Below are 19,241 nucleotides of genomic sequence, written 5' to 3' on the forward strand. Positions count from 1 at the left end.
GTATTTTTTCTTGATCCGCGGTAAAGTGTGCGCTTTCATGTCCACAAGGAAAGCGCACATGGCCAACCCTGCTGCTCGTCTCTCCGACGTCAACGCCTGCCCCATGACGGGCCACGGCCCCAACCCGACCGTGACTGGCTCCCCAGACGTTCTGATCAACTCCCTACCTGCCTTGCGTGTCGGTGACTCCAGCGCTTGCGGTGATACCGTGGCGGTAGGAAGTGCTACCGTATTCGTCAATGGCCAGCCGCTGGCTTACCTGGGTAGCGCAACCGCCCATGGTGGCGTGATCATCACAGGCTCCGGTGATGTCTTGACAGGCTGATCGGAAGGCCTAGTAGATCGGGATGTACAGGTTCACTTCAGAGGCTGGGTTATCCGGCCCCTTGAAGTGCTCGTCGTACCGCTCGAAGCTGACAGCTTTCTTCGGTTCCAGGCCACGTTCAGGCAGGACACGGGCATACAGATACTCGTAGGTATCTGGGAGCGTGTCTGCCGTTCCGATGTGAGTGAACTGCAGATATTTCTGCGCAGGCACCGTGTAACCGAGCATGCCTTCCGGTACGGGTGTGTTCTCGTCGACCTTTATACCGGCCATATAGCGCAGCACACCCGGGGGCGGACTTAGTGTCAGACCGAACCACTGTTGCGGAGCGCTAGGCAATTGCAGCTCGGCTAGCCGATGCGTAACGTCATGCCAGAGCTGTGCAATGCTGCCGCCCTCGCCATTGCCCGTGTACTCCAGGCCCACGACGGTAAACGCTGGAAGCTCGGTGATACTGAGCGGCATGGTGGTCTCCTTGTAGATAGAGGCGTCTCGCCCGGACAGGCCCATGAGGAATATCTCCAGTTGAGCCTGTTTCGATTGGTCGAGTTCAACTGCCTTGATAGGTCAGGTTACTGTATGGCCTAGCCGTAGCGCTTGAAGGCCTCGATGGCAAGACCGCTACCAATGCTGCCGAACTGATCGCCTTCTGCCTTGCGCGCCTGGGGCAGCAATTGGTCAATGCTTTGGCGCAGCGCCGGAATACCACTCGAGCCGCCGGTATAAAAGACCGTATTGATCTGCTCATGGGAAACACCTGCCGAGGCCAGCAGTTGATTGACGCTTGCCTGAATACGCGCCAGTAGCTGAGCGATCGACTCCTCGAACAATGGGCGGGTCAGTTCAGCAGACAAGTCCTTCTCGATATGCGACAGGTCCAGGTTCAACCGATCGGCATGGGTCAGTTCTATCTTGCTGTTTTCCACCTGAATCGCGAGCCAGTGCCCGGCGCGCTGCTCGATCAGCTTGAACAGCCGATCCATCCCGGCCGTGTCCTGAGCGTCGTAGCGCATGTCCTTGAGGGCAAGCTGTGCCTTCTGACTGTATACGGTATTGATAGTGTGCCAGGTCGCCAGGTTGATAAAGTGGCTGGTGGGCATCAGTGCCTGGCTTTTCATCAGGCTGCCATAGCCGAAAAGCGGCATGACGCCCTGCAGGCTAAGCTGCTTGTCAAAGTCGGTACCACCGATGTGTACCCCGCCGGTGGCGAGAATATCCGATTGTCGATCCGCCAGCTGCCGGCGCTCGGGTGACAGACGTACCAGGGAAAAGTCGGACGTACCGCCGCCAATGTCGACGATCAGCACCATCTCTTCCTGATTCAGTGTTCGCTCGTAGTCGAATGCTGCCGCGATGGGCTCGAATTGAAAGGAAATGTCCTTAAAGCCTAGCTTTTGCGCTACGGCAACCAGGGTGTCCTGGGCTTCGCGGTCGGCGGTTTCATCATCGTCCACAAAGTAGACAGGGCGGCCCAACACGACACTGTCGAACTCACGTCCGGCCGTGGCTTCGGCGCGGCTTTTCAGCGTGCCGAGAAACAGGCCAAGCAGGTCCTTGAAGGGCAGGGCGCTGCCTAGGATGCTGGTTTCGCTCTTGAGCAGTTTGGAGCCGAGCAGGCTCTTGAGCGAGCGCATGAGGCGGCCTTCATAGCCTTCCAAGTATTCATGAAGCGCCAGACGGCCGTAGACGGGACGGCGCTCTTCCACATTGAAGAAAATGACTGAGGGAAGCGTCACCTTGCCGTCTTCTAAAGGTATGAGGATATCCGAGTCGGGGCGCAGCCAGCCGACAGTGGAGTTCGACGTGCCAAAGTCGATACCGCAGGCACGTGCGGGTAAAGCGATAGTCATGGTGCTGGTCCATCCAGAAGCAGCCGCACAGTTTATCGCGACTTGCCGGACCTGTCCGCTCGGTCAGGCAAAAGGCTCGGTTAGCATGCTGCACGATGTTACGTTGTCATCTTCTGTTTGGGAGTAGCCATGCCGTTTCATCTACAAATGTTGCTTCCCGGACTTTTGCTGGCGCTGGGCTATGGGCTGGGCGATATTGACGAAGCGGGGTTGTTGACCGGAGCACTTTATGTCGGCTGGGTGCTGAGCGAGGAGCGGTTGCCGTCCTGGCTATGGTGGTTTGGGGCATTGGCGTCCAGTGTTGCGCTCGCCATTCATGTCGCGCCGGGATTCTCTCCTCATGTGCTCGGCGGGCCGCTGCAATACAGCCCGGACGCCGGGCCAGTGTGGCTAAGGTTAAGCTGGGATAAGGCACTGGTGGGAGTGACGCTACTGGCCTGGTGGCTTGGCAAGGCGGTTCCGTACGATACGCGGCGTATGCTGCAGGTCAGGCCATGCGTGCTGATTGCTGTCGGTACCCTTGCCGTAGTGCCTGCCCTAGCGTTAGGAATGAGATTAGTGGCCCTCCAGCCCAAATGGCCAGCACTGTTCTGGACCTGGTTTTCTCTTAATCTGGGCGTTGCGGTACTGGCGGAGGAGCTGCTGTTTCGAGCCCTGCTGCAGCGCGGGTTGATTGATCGGTTTGGGTTCTGGGCAGGTCTGTTGGTAACGGCAGTCTTGTTTGGCGTGGCGCACTGGCCATTCAGTGCCGGTTTTGCCTTGGTCGCTGCCGTGGCGGCTCTGGGGTACGGTGCGATATTCGAGCGGAGTGGACGGCGACTGAGTATGGCCGTGGCCTTGCATTTGGCTGTCAATGTGCTGCATGTTCTGCTGCTCAGCTATCCGCTGCGATTGTCCTAGCTTGCATCGGTAGGCATGTTCATGGCGTCTGAATCCTCAGTCCGGCGTCCCGATGGTTAAGGCAAGGAGTAGACGTACATGGTGGTTGTCCTCGCAATCATGCCCGTATTCGGACTGATTGTGCTGGGTTATGTATTAGGGTGGCGGCAGTGGTTGACGCCAGAGTCTATGGGTGGGCTGACCCAACTGGCGTTCAAGGTGTTCATGCCGGCTGTGCTGTTCACGGGAATTGCCAAGGCAGACTTGCGCCATGGTTTGTCACCTTTACTGCTGCTCGGATATTTCGGCCCGGTCCTGCTGGTGTTTCTACTGGTCAATCTGTTTGTGCATTGGCGCCGGCGTGAGCCTACGGCGTTCGGGTTGACGGCCAGTTATTCGAACAATGTCCTGATCGGTATTCCTCTGGTCGTCAATTTGATGGGGGAGGAAAATCTCGTCTATGTGTTCGCCATTCTGGCGCTGCATAGCCTGACGTTGTTTGCCATGCAGAGCTTTTATACAGCCTTTGGCGGCACGGAAAAGGTTAGCATCCCAGAGCTGCTGATGAGTCTGGCAAACCCGTTGATCGTCGGGCTTTTGCTGGGGGCTGCCGTGAATGTATCGGGGCTAACTTTGCCGGGCCCGATATGGCAAATCGCGACCTGGCTGGCACAAGCCGGTCTGCCTTGCGCCTTGATTGTGCTGGGCGTGAACCTTTCACGCTACCGGCTAAGGCCGAGCCTTTCCGTTGTCGGGTTGACGGCAATAAAGCTGCTGGTCTTTCCCTTCGTGGTCTGGATGGTATGCCTGTGGCTGCCGGGCTTGAGCGGTGCAGCACGAAGTGTGCTGATGCTGATGGCCGCCTGCCCGAGCGGGGTAAACGTGTTGGCATTTGCCCGGACGCCTGAGGAAAACCGTGTCGTCAGCTCAACGGTGTTTCTTTCAACCGTTCTGGCTGTCGTAACCGTGCCGTTGTGGATGGCACTGGTCGGACTGAATCGGTGACTGGCCGTCCGGTAAAAATCGGACGGCCAGAGCGTGGGATCAGCTGGGCAGAATGCGGCAGGTCAGACTCTTGATGTAGCGGGTCTCGGGGATGGCAAGGTGGACCGGATGATCAGGGCCCTGGGCACCACGCTCGATCAGCTGGATATGACGATCCAGGTGACGTGCACTGCTGAGCAGGATTTCCTGCAGGTTCTCTTCAACAAGATGCATCGAGCAGGAGGCGCTGACCAGAATGCCGTCCTTGTTCAAGAGGCGCATGGCCTGCTCGTTGAGACGACGATAGGCGGCCTCGCCGTTTTTCACGTCCTTCTTGCGCTTGATGAAGGCGGGCGGGTCGGCCACGATCACGTCGAAGCGCTCGTCAGCAGCCTTTAGCTCCTTCAGGGCCTCGAACACATCGCCTTCTACACAGGCCATCTTTTCGGCAACGCCGTTCAAGGCCGCATTGCGTTCTACACCATCCAGGGCAAAGCCGGAGGCATCCACGCACATCACTTCGCTGGCACCGAATACAGCGGCCTGCACGCCCCAGCCACCAATGTAGCTGAACAGGTCCAGAACGCGCTTGCCTTGTACATAAGGTGCCAGACGGGCACGGTTCATGCGATGGTCATAGAACCAGCCGGTCTTCTGGCCCTCAACGATAGGCGCTTCGAATTTCACGCCGTTTTCTTCCAGGGCAGCCCATTCCGGTACGTCACCGTAGGCGGACTCGACATAGCGGGGCAGGCCCTCGGCTTCTCGAGCACTGGAGTCATTTTTCCACAATACGGCCGCTGGTTTGAGCACCTGAAGCAGTGCAGCCAGCACATCATCCTTGTGACGCTCCATGGTGGCCGATGCCAGCTGAGCCACGATGACATCGCCAAAGCGATCCACCACCAGGCCAGGCAGCAGGTCCGAGTCGCCGTAGACGAGGCGATAGAACGGCTTATCGAACAGGCGCTCACGCAGGCTCAGGGCGACTTTCAGGCGATGAACAAGCAGGGATTTGTCCAGTACATGCTTGGTATCGCGGGAGATCAGACGGGCGCAGATCAGGTTGTGCGGGGACAGGGCAACGATACCGATCGGCTTGCCGCCAGCAGCTTCGAGAACGGCTTGTTCGCCGGCCTGGAAAGCGGTCAGCGGAGTGGCTGCCACGTCAATTTCGTTACTGTAGATCCAAAGGTGCCCGGCGCGCAGACGGCGCTCGGCATTGGCTTTCAGTCGCAGGCTGGGCAAGGACATTTGAGGGACTCCAAGAAAAAGGGGCGAAGTATACCTGCCCCGGCGGCATGGCGCCTTCACGCTTGAAGATCAGTCTAAAAGATAGAGAGAAACGCGACGTACGGGTGAAAAATGGCCCGGCTGACACAGCGCGGGCCATGGATTAGGCAGGCTGGGGATCAGGCGGCGATCATGTTGATCAGCTCGCGATTGAACGCGGGAATGTCATCAGGCTTGCGGCTGCTGACCAGTTTTCCGTCCACGACGACTTCCTTATCCACCCACTGGGCACCGGCATTTTTTAGGTCATCGGTCAGTGAAGGCCAGCTAGTCATGGTCTTGCCATCCACCAGACCGGCGGAAATCAGCAGCCAGGCACCATGGCAGATCACGGCGATCGGCTTGCCGCTGCTGCTGGCCTCTTTGACCAAAGTCTGCGCGCGCTCATCGGTGCGAATGGTGTCTGAGTTGACGACGCCGCCTGGTAAAACCACAGCGTCATAGTCGCCGATGTTGGCAGCATCGAACGTCAGGTCGACATTGAATGTGTCCGCCGGGTCGGTGTGGTTCCAACCCTGGACGGTGCCAGACTTGGCAGAAATGATATGAGTCTTGGCGCCTACCTTCTCGAGGGCCTCCTTGGGACCGGTCAGCTCGGCCTGCTCGAAACCGTCAGTTACCAGGATTGCTACTTTTTTGCCTTCTAACGATGCCATCATGGAACCTCCGTAAGCTATGTGATCTAGGATTAAGTGGAGATGCGTTTCCACGGCTTCTGTATGAGTCGAACCCGGGAAAGCAGGCAAGTTCCTCCAGTGATCAGTGGTTGCTGAGCGTAGGGTGGGCTAAAATGTGAGGTCATTCACAGGTATCTGATCCATGTCGCTAGAGCTTCAACCCGAGCAGATTCGCCAGGCGCTTCAGGGAATCACCATCCCGCCTCAACCGCAGGTCATGGTTGATCTACAACTTGAGCAGCTTGCCCCGGATCCCAGTCTCAAGGTGATTGCGCAGCTGATCAGCCAGGACCCCGGCTTGGCAGGCGCGCTGCTCAAGCTCGTCAATGCACCCTGTTTCGGGCTGGCCAACCGGATTACGTCTATCCAGCGGGCCGTCAACCTCCTGGGGATCAATTCCGTCGTCAATCTCATCAACGCGCAGTCCATCAAGAGCGAGATGAGTGATGAGACGATCGTGACGCTCAACCGCTTCTGGGACACCGCCCAGGATGTGGCGGAAACCTGCCTGACACTGGCCAAGCGGACAGGCTATCAGGCTCCGGATGAGGCATACGCCCTTGGGCTCTTTCACAACTGCGGCATACCGCTGATGCTAGGGCGCTTTCCTCATTATATGGAAGTGCTGGAGGAGGCCTATGGGCGGGTTGGGCCCGAAAGGCGTGTCGTGGATACGGAAAACTATTACTTCAACACCAACCATGCGGTCGTTGGTTATTACACGGCCCGCTCATGGCGTTTGCCGGCCCATGTCGCCGAGGCCATTTCCAATCATCACAATGCCCACCGGATTTTTGTCGACGGTGACGCCAGCAGTGTGCCGATGAAAAATCTATTGGCCATTCTGAAAATGGCCGAGCATATCTGTGGCTGTTATCGCGTGCTGGGCAATCAGGCTCAGGACGCCGAGTGGAATCTGGTCAGTAATCAGGTTTTGGATTACATCGGTCTTTCCGAGTATGACTTCGATATGCTCAAGAACAACATCCTTGAAATGGGGCTTGGGCACATCCATTTTTAAGAGCATATTGTTTTCTCTGTCGAGGGCTGAATGCCTGAATTACCTGAAGTCGAAACGACCCGGCGTGGAATAGCGCCGCACCTGGTAGGGCAGCGTGTGTCCCGCGTCATCATTCGTGATGCCCGGCTGCGCTGGCCCATTCCGGAAGACCTGGATGTTCGCCTGTCCGGCCAGAGGATCGAGGCGGTCGAGCGGCGCGCCAAGTACCTGTTGATTCGTGCCGAGGCAGGTACGCTGATTGCTCATTTGGGCATGTCCGGCAGCCTGCGAATGGTGCCGGTCGGGACGCCGCCGGTTAAGCACGAGCATGTGGATATCGAACTCGAGTCAGGATTGTCGCTGCGCTATACCGACCCTCGCCGCTTCGGCGCCATGCTGTGGTCCCATGAGCCTCTGGAGCATGTGCTGCTCAAGTCGCTCGGACCGGAGCCTCTGACCGAGGCGTTTGACGGGCGGCGACTCTACGAAATGTCGCGTGGTCGCTCCATGGCGGTAAAACCCTTCATCATGGATAACGCCGTTGTGGTGGGCGTTGGCAATATTTACGCGACGGAGGCCCTGTTTGCGGCCGGTATCGATCCGCGTCGGGCGGCGGGTAGCATTTCCCGTGCGCGCTACGACCGGTTAGCCCAAGAGATCAAGCGCATTCTGGCACTGGCTATCGAGTCCGGGGGCACGACCCTTCGGGATTTTGTGGGTGGCGACGGCAAGCCGGGCTATTTCAAGCAGGAGCTGTTTGTCTATGGCCGGGCAGGTGAGTTCTGCAAGAACTGCGGCTCAGGGCTACGTGAGATACGTTTGGGGCAACGCGCCAGTGTCTATTGCGGCAAATGCCAGCGATAAGTGAACGTGCGTGAGCTATTTCTCTTTTTATAAGTCAGCCGGTTAACGTACGGGCTGCACAGGGCGGAATCCTGATCTAGGCTGTGGTCGCTTGCCAAACAGCAGAACTGACCCACAAAATCAAGGATAAGCCATGTCAGTCCGTCGTCTCGCTCTTGCCTCCCTGTGCGCTGCGATTTCCTGCGCCAGCGCCGCCCATGCTGCTCCGAACCCTTACAGTCATCTGGTCGTCTTTGGCGATAGCCTGAGCGACTCGGGACAGTTTCCCGACCTGAATGGCCCGTTAGGCTCCTCGCTGCGCTTTACCAATCGGGTAGGGCCCACATACCAACCGGGGAGTGGTGAGCCGGTCGGGCCTACCAGCGTCATGCTACTGGGCGGCCGGCTAGGCTTTTCCAGCCAGGAGCTTAGGCCTTCCACATCGCTCATCAATTCCGTGTTGGGACTTCCCGACGGCAACAACTGGGCGGTAGGCGGTTATCGAACCGACCAGATCCTTGCGTCGATTACCGAGGAGAATGGCTCTGTTGTGGCCACCAATGGTCTGACGCTTCGCCGCCGGGATGGCTATCTGGTCGATCTGGCGGATCAGGGCCAACGCCTTGATTCCAACGCATTGTATTACCTGACGGGAGGGGGAAATGACTTCCTGCAGGGTGTGGTCACATCGCCTGCGACAGCCCAGACAGCGGCCAATCAACTGGCTGCCAGTGCCAGCGCATTGCAGCAGGCCGGTGCCCGCTACATCATGGTCTGGCTGCTGCCTGATATCGGCCTTACGCCTGCCTTGAGCGGAACCCCACAGCAAGCGGCTGCGTCCCAGCTCAGTGCTGTGTTCAACAATCAGCTGGTGTCACAGCTTTCCACCATTGATGCGCAAATCATTCCATTGAATGTGCCACGACTTCTGAGTGAAGTGTTGGCCGATCCTGCCCGTTACGGCCTGGCGGCCGACCAGAACCTGACGGCTACCTGTTTCGATGAGTGCACGCAGCAGAACGCTGTTTACGGCATCGACAGCGCCAACCCTGATCCGACCCGGTTGCTCTACAACGACCGTGTGCACCCTACGATTACTGGTCAGCGCCTGATCGCCGACTATGCCTATTCAATTCTGGCGGCCCCCTGGGAGCTGACCTTGCTGCCGGAAATGGCCTACGGTTCGCTGACTGCCCATCAGGGACAGCTGTATTCGCAATGGCTGAGTGACCGCAATCACTGGCAGCCAGTAGGCACATGGAATTCCTTCGTATCGCCGGGCGGGTTGCGTCAGAACTTTGATGGACAGTCCAGCAGCGTGAGCGGTGATGGCGACGGCTACAGCCTGGACTTGGGAGGCAGTTTCCGCCTGAATGACTATTGGCGTGTGGGCGTGGCCGCCGGGTTTTACAAGCAGGATCTGAACGTGGGCGCTGCTGATTCTCGCTATGACCTGCGCAGTTATTTCACTACCGCCTTCGCGCAATATCAGCAGAATCACTGGTGGGCCGACCTGGCCTTGACCGGGGGACACCTGGATTACCATGATCTCAAGCGTACCTTCGCCCTGGGGCCGACTGAGCGTAGCGAAAAAGGCGATACCAACGGTCATCTGTGGGCGGCAAGTGGGCGACTGGGCTTTGATCTGGCCCAGCCACAAAGCGCCTGGCACCTGTCGCCGTTCATCAGTGCCGACTACGCGCGAATTACCGTGGACAGTTATTCGGAAAACAGTGATCGAGCAACGGCGCTGAATATCGACGAGCAAAAGCGCCGCTCGCGGCGCCTGGGCGCTGGTCTGCAGGGGCAGTTCGAGCTGACCACCAGAACGCAGGTTTTCGCAGAAGTAGCTCGGGAAAAGGAGTTCGAGGACAGTACGCAGGACCTTACGATGTCTCAGGTTGACTTGCCAGGACTCAGCTATACGTTGCAGGGCTATACGCCATCGGATCGGTTGGACCGTGCTTCGCTAGGGGTTAGCCAGCAGCTGACCAACGATGTGGCAGTGCATGCGAGCTATTCCTATCGCAAGAGCCGGGAAGAGGATGCCCAGCAGTCTGTAGGCCTCAGCGTGTCGTGGCAGTGGTAATAAAGAGGTCTGAAATGGGAGTCGACGCATAAAAAAGTCGTCGATTCCTTGGACCTATTTGCCGTTTCGACCTACAAAGATAGGTATGCACCCTTAATCATGGGCCGGACGATGTGTCTCACCAATACCTTCCAGACACGCTTGCCGGTCAGCCTATCAGTGTTCGTTATGCCGAGGTTGTTGCTAGATGACGAGAGCCCGTTTTATCTCGCCCAACGAAGTTGCTGCTCTGCGTTCAAACATTCTTTCCAAGCTGACCTATGACGTAGGCAAGGACCCCGAGCACGCCCTGGATCATGACTGGTTCATGGCGACTGCCCTGGCGACGCGTGACTATATCGTCGATCGCTGGATGAGTCGGACGCGTGAGGCTTACCGGGCCAACCAGAAGCGCGTTTATTACCTGTCCCTGGAGTTTCTCATTGGCCGCCTGCTGATCGACAGCCTGTCCAATCTGGGCATACTGGAGGAAACCCGTCGCGCACTGGCAGACCTGGGTGTTGACCTTGAGCGTATCCGCGGACTGGAGCCGGACGCTGCCTTGGGTAATGGTGGTCTGGGCCGTCTGGCGGCATGCTTCATGGAAAGCATGGCGACGCTGGGTATTCCTTCCCATGGGTATGGTATTCGCTACGAGCACGGCCTGTTCCGCCAAGTCATCGCTGATGGCTTCCAGCACGAGCAGCCGGAGAACTGGCTTGATTTCGGTAATCCGTGGGAATTCGAGCGTGCCGAGGTCGTGTACGAGATCGGGTTCGGCGGTCATGTCACACCCTATGAAGGCAACTCCTTGCGCCAGGTCTGGACGCCGGGTGAGAAAGTTCGTGCGGTTGCCTATGACACGCCCATCATGGGGTGGGGTGGGGAAGGGGCCAATACGCTGCGCCTATGGCGCTCCCGCCCGCTGGAAAACATCAAGCTGGATACCTTCAACGCAGGTGACCATGTCGGGGCCGTAGCTGATCAGGCCCGGGCTGAAAGCATCTCTCGGGTGCTGTATCCGGCCGACAGCACCGAGGCGGGACAGGAGCTGCGCCTGCGTCAGGAGTATTTCTTCGTGGCCGCCTCGCTGGCGGATCTTACCCGGCGCCATATCAAGCAGCACGGCGACATCATGAGCCTGCCCGAATACGCGGCCATCCAGCTCAATGATACTCACCCAGCCATTGCCGTAGCCGAGTTGATGCGCTTGCTGGTGGATGTGTACGGTCTGCCATGGGACGCTGCCTGGAGCACCACCGTCAACACGCTGTCCTATACCAACCACACCCTTCTGCCAGAAGCATTGGAAACCTGGTCGGTCTATCTGATGGAGCGCCTCCTGCCGCGCCACATGCAGATCATCTACATGATCAATGCCCAGTTCCTCGACTCGCTCCGTGCACGGGGCGAGACAGATGGCTCCATGCTGTCTTACGTGTCCCTGATCGATGAAAGCCACGGCCGTCGGGTACGTATGGGCAACCTGGCCTTTATCGGTTCGCACAAGGTCAACGGCGTGTCCGGATTGCATACCGAGCTGATGCGCAAGACCGTCTTCCGCTCCATGCACCGGCTCTTCCCGGATCGAATCAACAACAAGACCAACGGCATTACCTTCCGCCGCTGGCTCTATCAGGCCAACCCTGCGTTGACCGATCTTCTGGTGGATGTATTGGGCGAGGATGTCCAGCACGATCCTGAAAAAGCGCTCCCCGGGCTCAAGCCCTATGCCAACGATGCCAATTTTCGAGAGCGTTTTGCCCACCAGCGGTTGCATAACAAGAACAGTTTTGCCGAACTGGTGAAAAAGACGCTGGACGTCTCCCTCAGTACCGACGCCATCTTTGATGTGCAGATCAAGCGCATCCATGAATACAAGCGGCAGCTGATGAACCTGTTACAGACCATTGCGCTGTATCAGGCCATCAAGGACAACCCCAACGGGCAATGGACGCCTCGTGTAAAGATTTTCGCGGGCAAGGCAGCTGCCAGCTATCACCAGGCCAAGCTCATCATCAAGCTGGCCAACGACGTGGCCAAGGTAGTTAATAATGACCCGTCCATTCGTGACCTGCTCAAGGTGGTGTTCCTGCCTAACTACAATGTGAGCCTGGCTGAAGTCATTATCCCGGCGGCCGACCTTTCCGAGCAGATCTCCACAGCGGGTCTCGAGGCGTCAGGCACCAGCAATATGAAATTTGGCCTGAACGGTGCACTTACCATTGGCACGCTCGATGGCGCCAACGTTGAAATGAGTGAGTTTGTCGGTCAGGAACATATGTTCATCTTTGGCCTAAAGGCAGCCGAGGTTGAAGAGCGCCAGCGCATGGGGGGCAACTCTTCGGACATCATCAACAGCTCGCCACGGCTGTCGGCCGTGCTTTCGGCCATTCGCAGCGGGCAGTTCTCACCGGATGATCCCTCTCGCTATAACGGGCTGCTGGACGTGCTGACCTGGCACGACCGCTTTCTGGTCTGTGCTGATTTTGATGCCTACTGGGATGCTCAGGTGGCTGTCGAACAGCGTTGGAATCAGCCGGACGAGTGGTGGCGCTCAGCGGTACTCAACACAGCCAGCATGGGCTGGTTCTCCTCCGATCGAACCATTCGTGAATACGCCACGGATATCTGGCAAGTCTTGTAAGTCTCAATAGCCGGCACCTCTCGCGTGCCGGCTTTTTTCTGCTTTACGGAGATTTTCTGTGCCCCGTCACGTGACTCATCTCGAAACCGGAAACCCTGCTGAACTGGGCGCGACACTGGTCGGCGATGGCATCAACTTTGCCGTGTGGGCGCCAGAGGCCGAGCGGGTAGAGCTCTGCCTGTACGATGCCAAGGGCGAGCATGAAACCCATCGGCTCGTCTTCCACGAAAAGACAGGCAGTGTCTGGCACGGGCATTTTCCGGGAGGTAAGGCGGGGCAGCGTTATGGGCTGCGGGCTTATGGTGCCTATCAGCCTTCTCAAGGACTTTACTTCAATCCTCACAAGCTACTGGTCGATCCTTATGCCAGGGCAGTAGATCGGCCGTTCGTGCTGCATCCCAGCGTCTATGGCTTCGATCCAGACCATCATGATCGCCCGGACCATCGCGACAGCGCGGCCCATGTTCCTAAGGCCATTGTTCAGGCACCGCTAACACCGCTTGAGCTGGATGGCCCGCGTTATAGGGGTAGCCAGAGCCTCATCTATGAGCTGCATGTGCGTGGCATGACCATGCAGCATCCCAAAGTTCCTAAAACCATGCGCGGCAAACTGGCCGGGCTTCGGCAGCCTGCCGTGATCGAGTATCTGCAAAAGCTTGGCGTGACTACGCTGGAGCTGCTCCCTATTGCGGCCTGGGCGGATGATCGTCATCTGCCCAAGCTTGGGCTTGGCAATTACTGGGGCTATAACCCCGTCACCATGATGGCTGTCGACCCCCGTCTGGCAGGACGTGACGCCATTATTGAGTTACGTGAAACCGTGGCAGCGCTGCATGCGGCAGGGTTCGAGGTCATCCTTGATGTGGTGTTCAACCACACCGGTGAAGGTGACGAGCTGGGTCCGACCTTTTGTATGCGAGGACTGGATAACCGAGGCTATTACCGGCTGCATCCGGACGATCCTTCGGTTTACATCAATGATGCAGGTTGCGGTAATTGCCTGGCGCTGCAACGCGAGCCGGGGCTGAGGCTGACAATGGACTCGCTGCGCTATTGGGTGCAGGCGGCAGGTGTAGACGGTTTCCGTTTCGATCTGGCGCCTGCACTTGGACGACTTGAGACCGGCTTTAGCGTCGATGCACCATTGATGCTGGCTATTGCCCAGGACCCGGTTCTGCGGGAGGTCAAGCTGATCGCCGAGCCTTGGGATATTGGCCCGGGCGGCTATCAGGTCGGACAGTTCCGCAGTCCTTGGGCTGAATGGAATGATGATTTTCGCGACGATGTTCGCAAGTTCTGGCGGGGCGACGACGGCATGCGTGGCGCACTGGCGACCCGATTGTCAGGAAGCGCCGATCTGTATGACCGGCACGGCCGGAACATCGACGCCAGCATCAACTTCGTGACGGCTCATGATGGGTTCACGCTGGCAGACCTTGTGACTTATGCACATAAGCATAATGAAGCCAATGGCGAAGAAAATCGCGACGGGACTCAAGACAATCACAGCTGGAACAACGGTGCCGAGGGCCCGACCGACGATCCCCACATCAATGAGCAGCGTGCAGCTGATCAGCGTGCCCTGCTGGCAACGCTGCTGCTGGGCGGTGGCACGCCAATGTTGACGGCTGGCGACGAATTCGGTCGCACTCAGCATGGCAACAACAATGCCTATGTTCAGGATAATCCGCTGTCATGGTTGGACTGGGCACTTGCCAGCAGCCCAACCGGCAAACGCCAGATCGATTTTGTCGCCCGGCTGGCTGCGCTGCGCCGTCAATACAAGGCGTTGCAAGCCGAGCACTTCATCGGGCGTCCCGCTCACGGTGACTGGGTTAGCGTGCAATGGCTCGATGCAGAGGGTGAACCTCTGGACGAGGCGGGTTGGAATAGGCCCGAATCTGCACCATTGGCACTGGTGCTCTCGCCCATGAACGGTGCCGGGCACCTCAGGGCAGAGCGGTTATGGCTCTGTTTCCAGCCGCTTAACCATCCTCAGACGTGTCGGTTAGCGCTATCTCGTGACGGCCATCACTGGTCGCTCATTCTAGATAGCGCACGACCTGAACTGGAAGCCGGTCATGCAGTCTACTCCAGCGCCGAAAGCCTAGCGCTCGGCCGCGGTGTTAGCATAGCCGTGGAGTTGCTGCGTCCCTAGCGGCGTGCAGACCTTGTCTCTCGAACAATCAGAACGTTGGGTGGGGCTTGTAGGCCGCTTCGCTTGAGACGGAGCTTGAGCATCCGCGCTACACTGCGCGAACCTTTTCTACCGGAGCCTCACATGTCCCGTATTACGCTGAGCCGCTATCTGATCGAACAGACCCGTAGTCATAAAACCCCAGCCGATCTGCGTTTTCTGATCGAAGTCGTAGGCCGTGCCTGCAAGCGAATCAGCTATGAGGTATCCAAGGGTGCGCTAGGTGGCGTACTGGGCAGCATGGGCACTGAAAACGTTCAGGGCGAAGTTCAGAAGAAGCTGGACGTCCTGTCCAACGAAATCCTGCTTGAAGCCAACGAGTGGGGCGGCACCCTGGCGGGCATGGCGTCCGAAGAGATGGACCAGGTTCACCAGATCCCCGGTGAGTACCCCAAGGGGGCTTATCTGCTGATGTTCGATCCGCTAGACGGCTCCTCCAACATTGACGTGAACGTGTCGGTTGGCACCATCTTCTCCGTTCTGCGTAAGGATCATGGAGGTGCCACCTACGGTGATACCACTGAAGAAGCCTTCATGCAAAAGGGCACTGAGCAGGTCGCTGCAGGCTATGCCATCTATGGCCCCCAGACCATGTTCATTCTGACCCTGGGTGATGGCGTCAAAGGCTTTACCCTGGACCGTGAGCTGGGCAGCTTCGTATTGACACACGAAAACATCTCCATTCCGGAGACAACTGCCGAGTTCGCTATCAACATGTCCAACCAGCGTCACTGGGAGCCGCCGGTACAGCGTTACGTAAGCGAGCTGCTGGCTGGCAAGGAAGGCCCGCTGGAGAAGAACTACAACATGCGCTGGATCGCCTCCATGGTGGCTGATGTGCATCGTATTCTCACCCGTGGCGGTATCTTCATGTACCCACGTGATGCTCGTGAACCGGAAAAGCCCGGCAAGCTGCGTCTGATGTACGAAGCCAACCCGATGGCCATGCTGGTCGAGCAGGCAGGCGGTGCGGCCACCAATGGTTACCAGCGTATTCTGGAAGTGCAACCGGAAGGCCTGCATCAGCGTGTAGCCGTCTTCCTCGGCTCCAAAGAAGAAGTCGAACGCGTTACCCGTTACCATCAGGACGCCTGATGGCCGACTGGCCAATGGTCATTTACCGTTGGCCAGTTCTCTTCTCTCGCTAATGCAGGCTTCGTTCAGCCTGTATTAAGCCGCGATTCAGACGCTGTTAAGGGCTCTTTTTCTACTCTGACCCTGCTTGCTCATTCATGGCCAGCGAGGACAGCATTATGAATCTCTTTCAGAAAATGGCAGCGTTTGCAGTAATCAATACCGTAAGCTACACCGCCCTGGCAGCAGATCGCGATGCTTCTGTTGAAACCCCGGTCGGCTCTACGAGCGGTGATGTGATGGATACCCGTGACTTACTGCAAACAGCCAAAGAATCCGATACCGGCGATGGGGTTTCCCAAAATCCACACTGGAGTCAGCGCCTTGGGCGCTCCGGTCAGCGCTATACAATCGCAACCCAACGCTTCAACGGTAAGGCTATTGAGCCGCATAACCTCTCCGGGCATTACTCCGGTGTCTCGGCCACAAACCCGCCGGGTACTGTAACTTTCGAGGTTCTGTCCCTTGAGCAAAGCACATCGGCTCACCAGTCGACACCGTACTCATCTGGCAAAGGGACAATCTGACGGCGTAAACCTCTGCACGGGAGCGTAGTGCTCCCGGCAGGGCAGGTTCAAGGCCGACGGGTTGCCAGAAACTCACCTTTGCCTACCGGCACAAGGCAAGTCGAAAAGTCCGGATCGCTCTCAACCAGAGCCTTGAAGGCCGCCATTTCATCGGCATGGGACAAGGCATTGTCCACGATCAGAAGGCCGCCCGGGCGCAGGACTCTTCTGAGGTCAGGCCACCAGCCACAATATTGGCAGCGCTCGGAATCAAGAAACACAAGGTCCAGTGAGTACTTGTCCTGTGCAGCCAGGATGGCACCGCCGTCACTGTGAAGCTGTGTTATCAGCGCCTCGAGCCCGGAGCGCTTGAAGTTCTGCCGTGCCAGCTCGATTTTGGCTTCGGAAAGCTCCACGGTGCGAATGGTTCCGCCCACTGTATGAGCTGCTTTTGCCAGCCATAAAGTGGAGTAGCCATTGGAGGTCCCGATTTCCAAGACACGCTTGGCATTGGTAGCCTGAACCATGACATAAAGAAACTCACCCGTATCACGTGTGATGTTCAGCATGCGACTTGGCCGCTCATGTGTACGGCTATCGTTAATTTCCCCAAAGGTTTCCAGTTCTTTTAATAAAGTATCCAGATCTGAAGGCATTAAGTATCCACTCACTGTTTTTGTTTTAGGGAATTAATACTGCTGGATAATAGTAAGTGTTTGGATAATAAAAAAGCCCCGCCAATATAGTTAGCGGGGCTTTTAGTTAACGCTTTAAGAAGCAACCGGGGGTGTATCGTTACTCGGCTGCTTTGGGTGCTTTTTTAGGAAGTTTAACTTTGGTGCCTGGAACATATAGTCCATGTGCAGTTTCAGCATGATTTTGGCAGCAATAATCGGTACGACAATGCCAACAAGGCATGCTGCAAAAATATGCAGATAGACGTTATCGACATGCAGGAACTTGCTCAGGATAACGCGTACGCCGCTCCCGGCCAGGATGTGCATGAGATAGATCGGCATGGATAGCGTGCCGATGGTAATGAACCACTGAACAGGTTTGCGGGCCAGCAGCATGGACAGGCTCGTAACCAGCAGAATGGCCGATAGCGCCACCATCAGCGACATCCATCCGCGGTCAGTATAAGTGTGATGCGAGATGATATGGAACTGATACTCCAGCCCCGCTGTAACCAGAAGCGTAAAGGCTGCTATGCGACCTGGCTGCGCTTCGATGGCAGCAGCAATATTGGTAAACCAGACGCCAAAGGCGAAAAACACGAAGTTCTGGATCAGAAAGTCGACCAGCATCTGGCGCGGCGCGTATTGCTGGAGCCCGTAGGCCACGGCGGACAGCAGGAAGATGGGTAGGAAAACCTTCTTCGATTTGCTGCCGTACAGCACGATGGACAGAACAAATACAAAGAACAGCGCATACAGGAACCAGAACTGCGCTCTGGGCCGCCACAAGAGGGAGAACACCTCACCCAGCGTCACATCGCCATTGGTATAGCGAGAGAGGAAGGCTTCAATTACGCCCTGCAGGATTGACCAGACAAGAAAAGGGTAGACAACCGTGTCCAGCTTGTTGACGAACACGCCCTTGCCGCCGCGACTCGTTAACGATTTGAAGAAAAACAGGCCAGACAGGAAGAAGAACAACGGCATGTGGAAGCTGTAGATGATGCTGTCCACAAGCATGTGCGTCTCGACATCGGTCTTGATGATGCCGGCATTTAAAAGCCCGCGGAGCACATGGCCATAGACAACCAGGATTATGCCAATGGCTTTGGCATAATCGACCCACACATTTCGGTTATTCATTGAACTATCCTTGATTCAAAGGTTGAAACTAAGACGATTTTTTAGAGGTGGTAAGTTGGGATCCAACTGCTCGTCCCTGTGCCCGAGGAGTTCCGCTTCCTTGGTCAGGCTTGGCCGCTTTAATAACAACGCGAGATCGTAAAGCCATCATAAATTAGAATGTGAAACGTATAGTGAAAAGTCTAAAAAATAATTCCGACAATCGGGATTTGCTTTAAAGTCTGGCCAGACCTACACACGCTTATTGTTATTGGCAAAATTAAATACGCCAATAAAACCCTGAATAAAGAACGGGTTTTATAACAAGATAAAAACGTGTTTATGGAACAATCACAACTCCAGCGACGAGGTCTGACAATGGCGATGTGCTATTGTTCCGTGGCGCTTTGAAAAGATTTCGCTGTTCTGTCTGGCAGATCGCCAAATCAGCATTTGAGGCTGGACATCTGCATGCTGGAGTGCTCACTGGCAGTCTAGAGGTCTGGATTGATGCCCTTGAGCTGCTGTTTGACGAGGATCTTCTCGTAATCGGGTGAGGTGTAGATCAGAAGTGCCTGCCGCTTCATATCTGCGTTGGTGGAAAACCTGTAGAACACCGTATTGTTATCGAACGCCATGAACGCATGACTGTTGGGCTGACTTTCCAGTTTGATGAAGTGATCGGACGGCGATTGCGAGGAGGGTGGCCCATATTTCTCGGTCAGGCCTTGAGCAATGAGAAAGCTCTTTTCAACCGGCGTGACAATCGAAAGGCGCAAGAAGCGGTTGTCGATAAAGAACAGCCCAGCCTCAAGGCTATCCTTGCCCAGCTTAAGATCGGGGCAGCTGTAATACTCCAGCCCCTCGATAGGTGCAGTACGCGGTGTCAGGGTGCAGATCTTGCTTTCCAGTACCGTTTGCTTGCTATCACCAAAGTGCAAATCCTTATAGCCGTCTACGGCTTGGGAAAGGCCTGCATGCAGCGAAGCGATAACGCCTAGCAGATACCCTGACTTGCGCATTACATGACATTCCGACG

Annotated in this window: 17 protein-coding genes; 10 read left to right on the forward strand and 7 right to left on the reverse strand. The window is 56.8% G+C overall.

All coding sequences use genetic code 11. The annotated features are described in order from the left end of the window. Window positions 1-37 precede the first annotated feature (37 nt). Window positions 38-325, forward strand: coding sequence for a PAAR domain-containing protein (locus EAW52_RS06045; protein ID WP_328296304.1), 288 nt, complete (start codon window positions 38-40; stop codon window positions 323-325). Between the two features lie 9 nt (window positions 326-334). Here EAW52_RS06045 and EAW52_RS06050 read toward each other — a convergent pair whose 3' ends face one another. Both EAW52_RS06050 and EAW52_RS06055 read right to left on the reverse strand, forming a co-directional pair. After that, window positions 335-790 carry a GyrI-like domain-containing protein gene (locus EAW52_RS06050; RefSeq protein WP_162997599.1) on the reverse strand — a complete coding sequence of 152 codons (456 nt, stop codon included), beginning with the start codon at window positions 788-790 and terminating at the stop codon, window positions 335-337. 119 nt (window positions 791-909) lie between these two features. Further along, window positions 910-2,175, reverse strand: a complete 1,266-nt coding sequence (locus tag EAW52_RS06055) for an Hsp70 family protein (protein ID WP_122041788.1) — start codon at window positions 2,173-2,175, stop codon at window positions 910-912. Between the two features lie 129 nt (window positions 2,176-2,304). On the opposite strand from EAW52_RS06055, the gene EAW52_RS06060 reads away from it, so the two are divergent. Both EAW52_RS06060 and EAW52_RS06065 read left to right on the forward strand, forming a co-directional pair. Beyond that, window positions 2,305-3,075, forward strand: a complete 771-nt coding sequence (locus tag EAW52_RS06060) for a CPBP family intramembrane glutamic endopeptidase (protein ID WP_122041789.1) — start codon at window positions 2,305-2,307, stop codon at window positions 3,073-3,075. 78 nt (window positions 3,076-3,153) lie between these two features. Then, a complete protein-coding gene (locus tag EAW52_RS06065) occupies window positions 3,154-4,059 on the forward strand; it encodes an AEC family transporter (RefSeq protein WP_122041790.1) in 906 nt (301 codons plus the stop codon). 39 nt (window positions 4,060-4,098) lie between these two features. On the opposite strand, the gene EAW52_RS06070 is transcribed toward EAW52_RS06065, so the two are convergent. After that, the gene (locus EAW52_RS06070; RefSeq protein ID WP_122041791.1) at window positions 4,099-5,292 is read right to left on the reverse strand and encodes a class I SAM-dependent rRNA methyltransferase; all 1,194 of its coding nucleotides are present in this window, start codon (window positions 5,290-5,292) and stop codon (window positions 4,099-4,101) included. Window positions 5,293-5,450: 158 nt separating this feature from the next. Next, the gene (locus tag EAW52_RS06075; protein WP_010795549.1) at window positions 5,451-5,990 is read right to left on the reverse strand and encodes a type 1 glutamine amidotransferase domain-containing protein; all 540 of its coding nucleotides are present in this window, start codon (window positions 5,988-5,990) and stop codon (window positions 5,451-5,453) included. 214 nt (window positions 5,991-6,204) lie between these two features. Here EAW52_RS06075 and EAW52_RS06080 point away from each other — a divergent pair, with 214 nt between their 5' ends. The 7 genes from EAW52_RS06080 to EAW52_RS06110 all read left to right on the forward strand — a co-directional run bounded on the left by EAW52_RS06080 (window position 6,205) and on the right by EAW52_RS06110 (window position 16,424). Further along, entirely contained in the window at window positions 6,205-7,029 is an 825-nt protein-coding gene (locus EAW52_RS06080; protein ID WP_372238906.1) for an HDOD domain-containing protein, read from the forward strand. Window positions 7,030-7,059: 30 nt separating this feature from the next. Continuing rightward, complete coding sequence (gene mutM, locus EAW52_RS06085; RefSeq protein ID WP_010795547.1) at window positions 7,060-7,872, forward strand: bifunctional DNA-formamidopyrimidine glycosylase/DNA-(apurinic or apyrimidinic site) lyase; 813 nt, start codon at window positions 7,060-7,062, stop codon at window positions 7,870-7,872. 133 nt (window positions 7,873-8,005) lie between these two features. Continuing rightward, entirely contained in the window at window positions 8,006-9,940 is a 1,935-nt protein-coding gene (gene estP, locus EAW52_RS06090; RefSeq protein WP_122041793.1) for an esterase EstP, read from the forward strand. Between the two features lie 187 nt (window positions 9,941-10,127). After that, window positions 10,128-12,566, forward strand: a complete 2,439-nt coding sequence (locus EAW52_RS06095; RefSeq protein ID WP_122041794.1) for a glycogen/starch/alpha-glucan phosphorylase — start codon at window positions 10,128-10,130, stop codon at window positions 12,564-12,566. 58 nt (window positions 12,567-12,624) lie between these two features. Then, window positions 12,625-14,724 (forward strand): glycogen debranching protein GlgX, encoded by a 2,100-nt coding sequence (glgX, locus tag EAW52_RS06100; protein WP_122041795.1) that lies wholly within the window; start codon window positions 12,625-12,627, stop codon window positions 14,722-14,724. A gap of 123 nt (window positions 14,725-14,847) precedes the next feature. Further along, the gene (locus tag EAW52_RS06105; RefSeq protein ID WP_010795543.1) at window positions 14,848-15,858 is read left to right on the forward strand and encodes a class 1 fructose-bisphosphatase; all 1,011 of its coding nucleotides are present in this window, start codon (window positions 14,848-14,850) and stop codon (window positions 15,856-15,858) included. A 158-nt stretch (window positions 15,859-16,016) separates the two neighbouring features. Continuing rightward, window positions 16,017-16,424, forward strand: a complete 408-nt coding sequence (locus EAW52_RS06110) for a hypothetical protein (protein ID WP_010795542.1) — start codon at window positions 16,017-16,019, stop codon at window positions 16,422-16,424. Window positions 16,425-16,471: 47 nt separating this feature from the next. On the opposite strand, the gene EAW52_RS06115 is transcribed toward EAW52_RS06110, so the two are convergent. The 3 genes from EAW52_RS06115 to EAW52_RS06125 all read right to left on the reverse strand — a co-directional run bounded on the left by EAW52_RS06115 (window position 16,472) and on the right by EAW52_RS06125 (window position 19,224). After that, complete coding sequence (locus tag EAW52_RS06115; protein WP_010795541.1) at window positions 16,472-17,059, reverse strand: O-methyltransferase; 588 nt, start codon at window positions 17,057-17,059, stop codon at window positions 16,472-16,474. A 114-nt stretch (window positions 17,060-17,173) separates the two neighbouring features. After that, window positions 17,174-18,223, reverse strand: coding sequence for an acyltransferase family protein (locus tag EAW52_RS06120; RefSeq protein ID WP_122041796.1), 1,050 nt, complete (start codon window positions 18,221-18,223; stop codon window positions 17,174-17,176). Window positions 18,224-18,696: 473 nt separating this feature from the next. After that, window positions 18,697-19,224 (reverse strand): hypothetical protein, encoded by a 528-nt coding sequence (locus tag EAW52_RS06125; protein WP_010795539.1) that lies wholly within the window; start codon window positions 19,222-19,224, stop codon window positions 18,697-18,699. Window positions 19,225-19,241 lie beyond the last annotated feature (17 nt).

It is taken from the genome of Pseudomonas sp. LTJR-52 (assembly GCF_003691465.1).
Taxonomy (GTDB): Bacteria; Pseudomonadota; Gammaproteobacteria; order Pseudomonadales; family Pseudomonadaceae; genus Chryseomonas; species Chryseomonas luteola.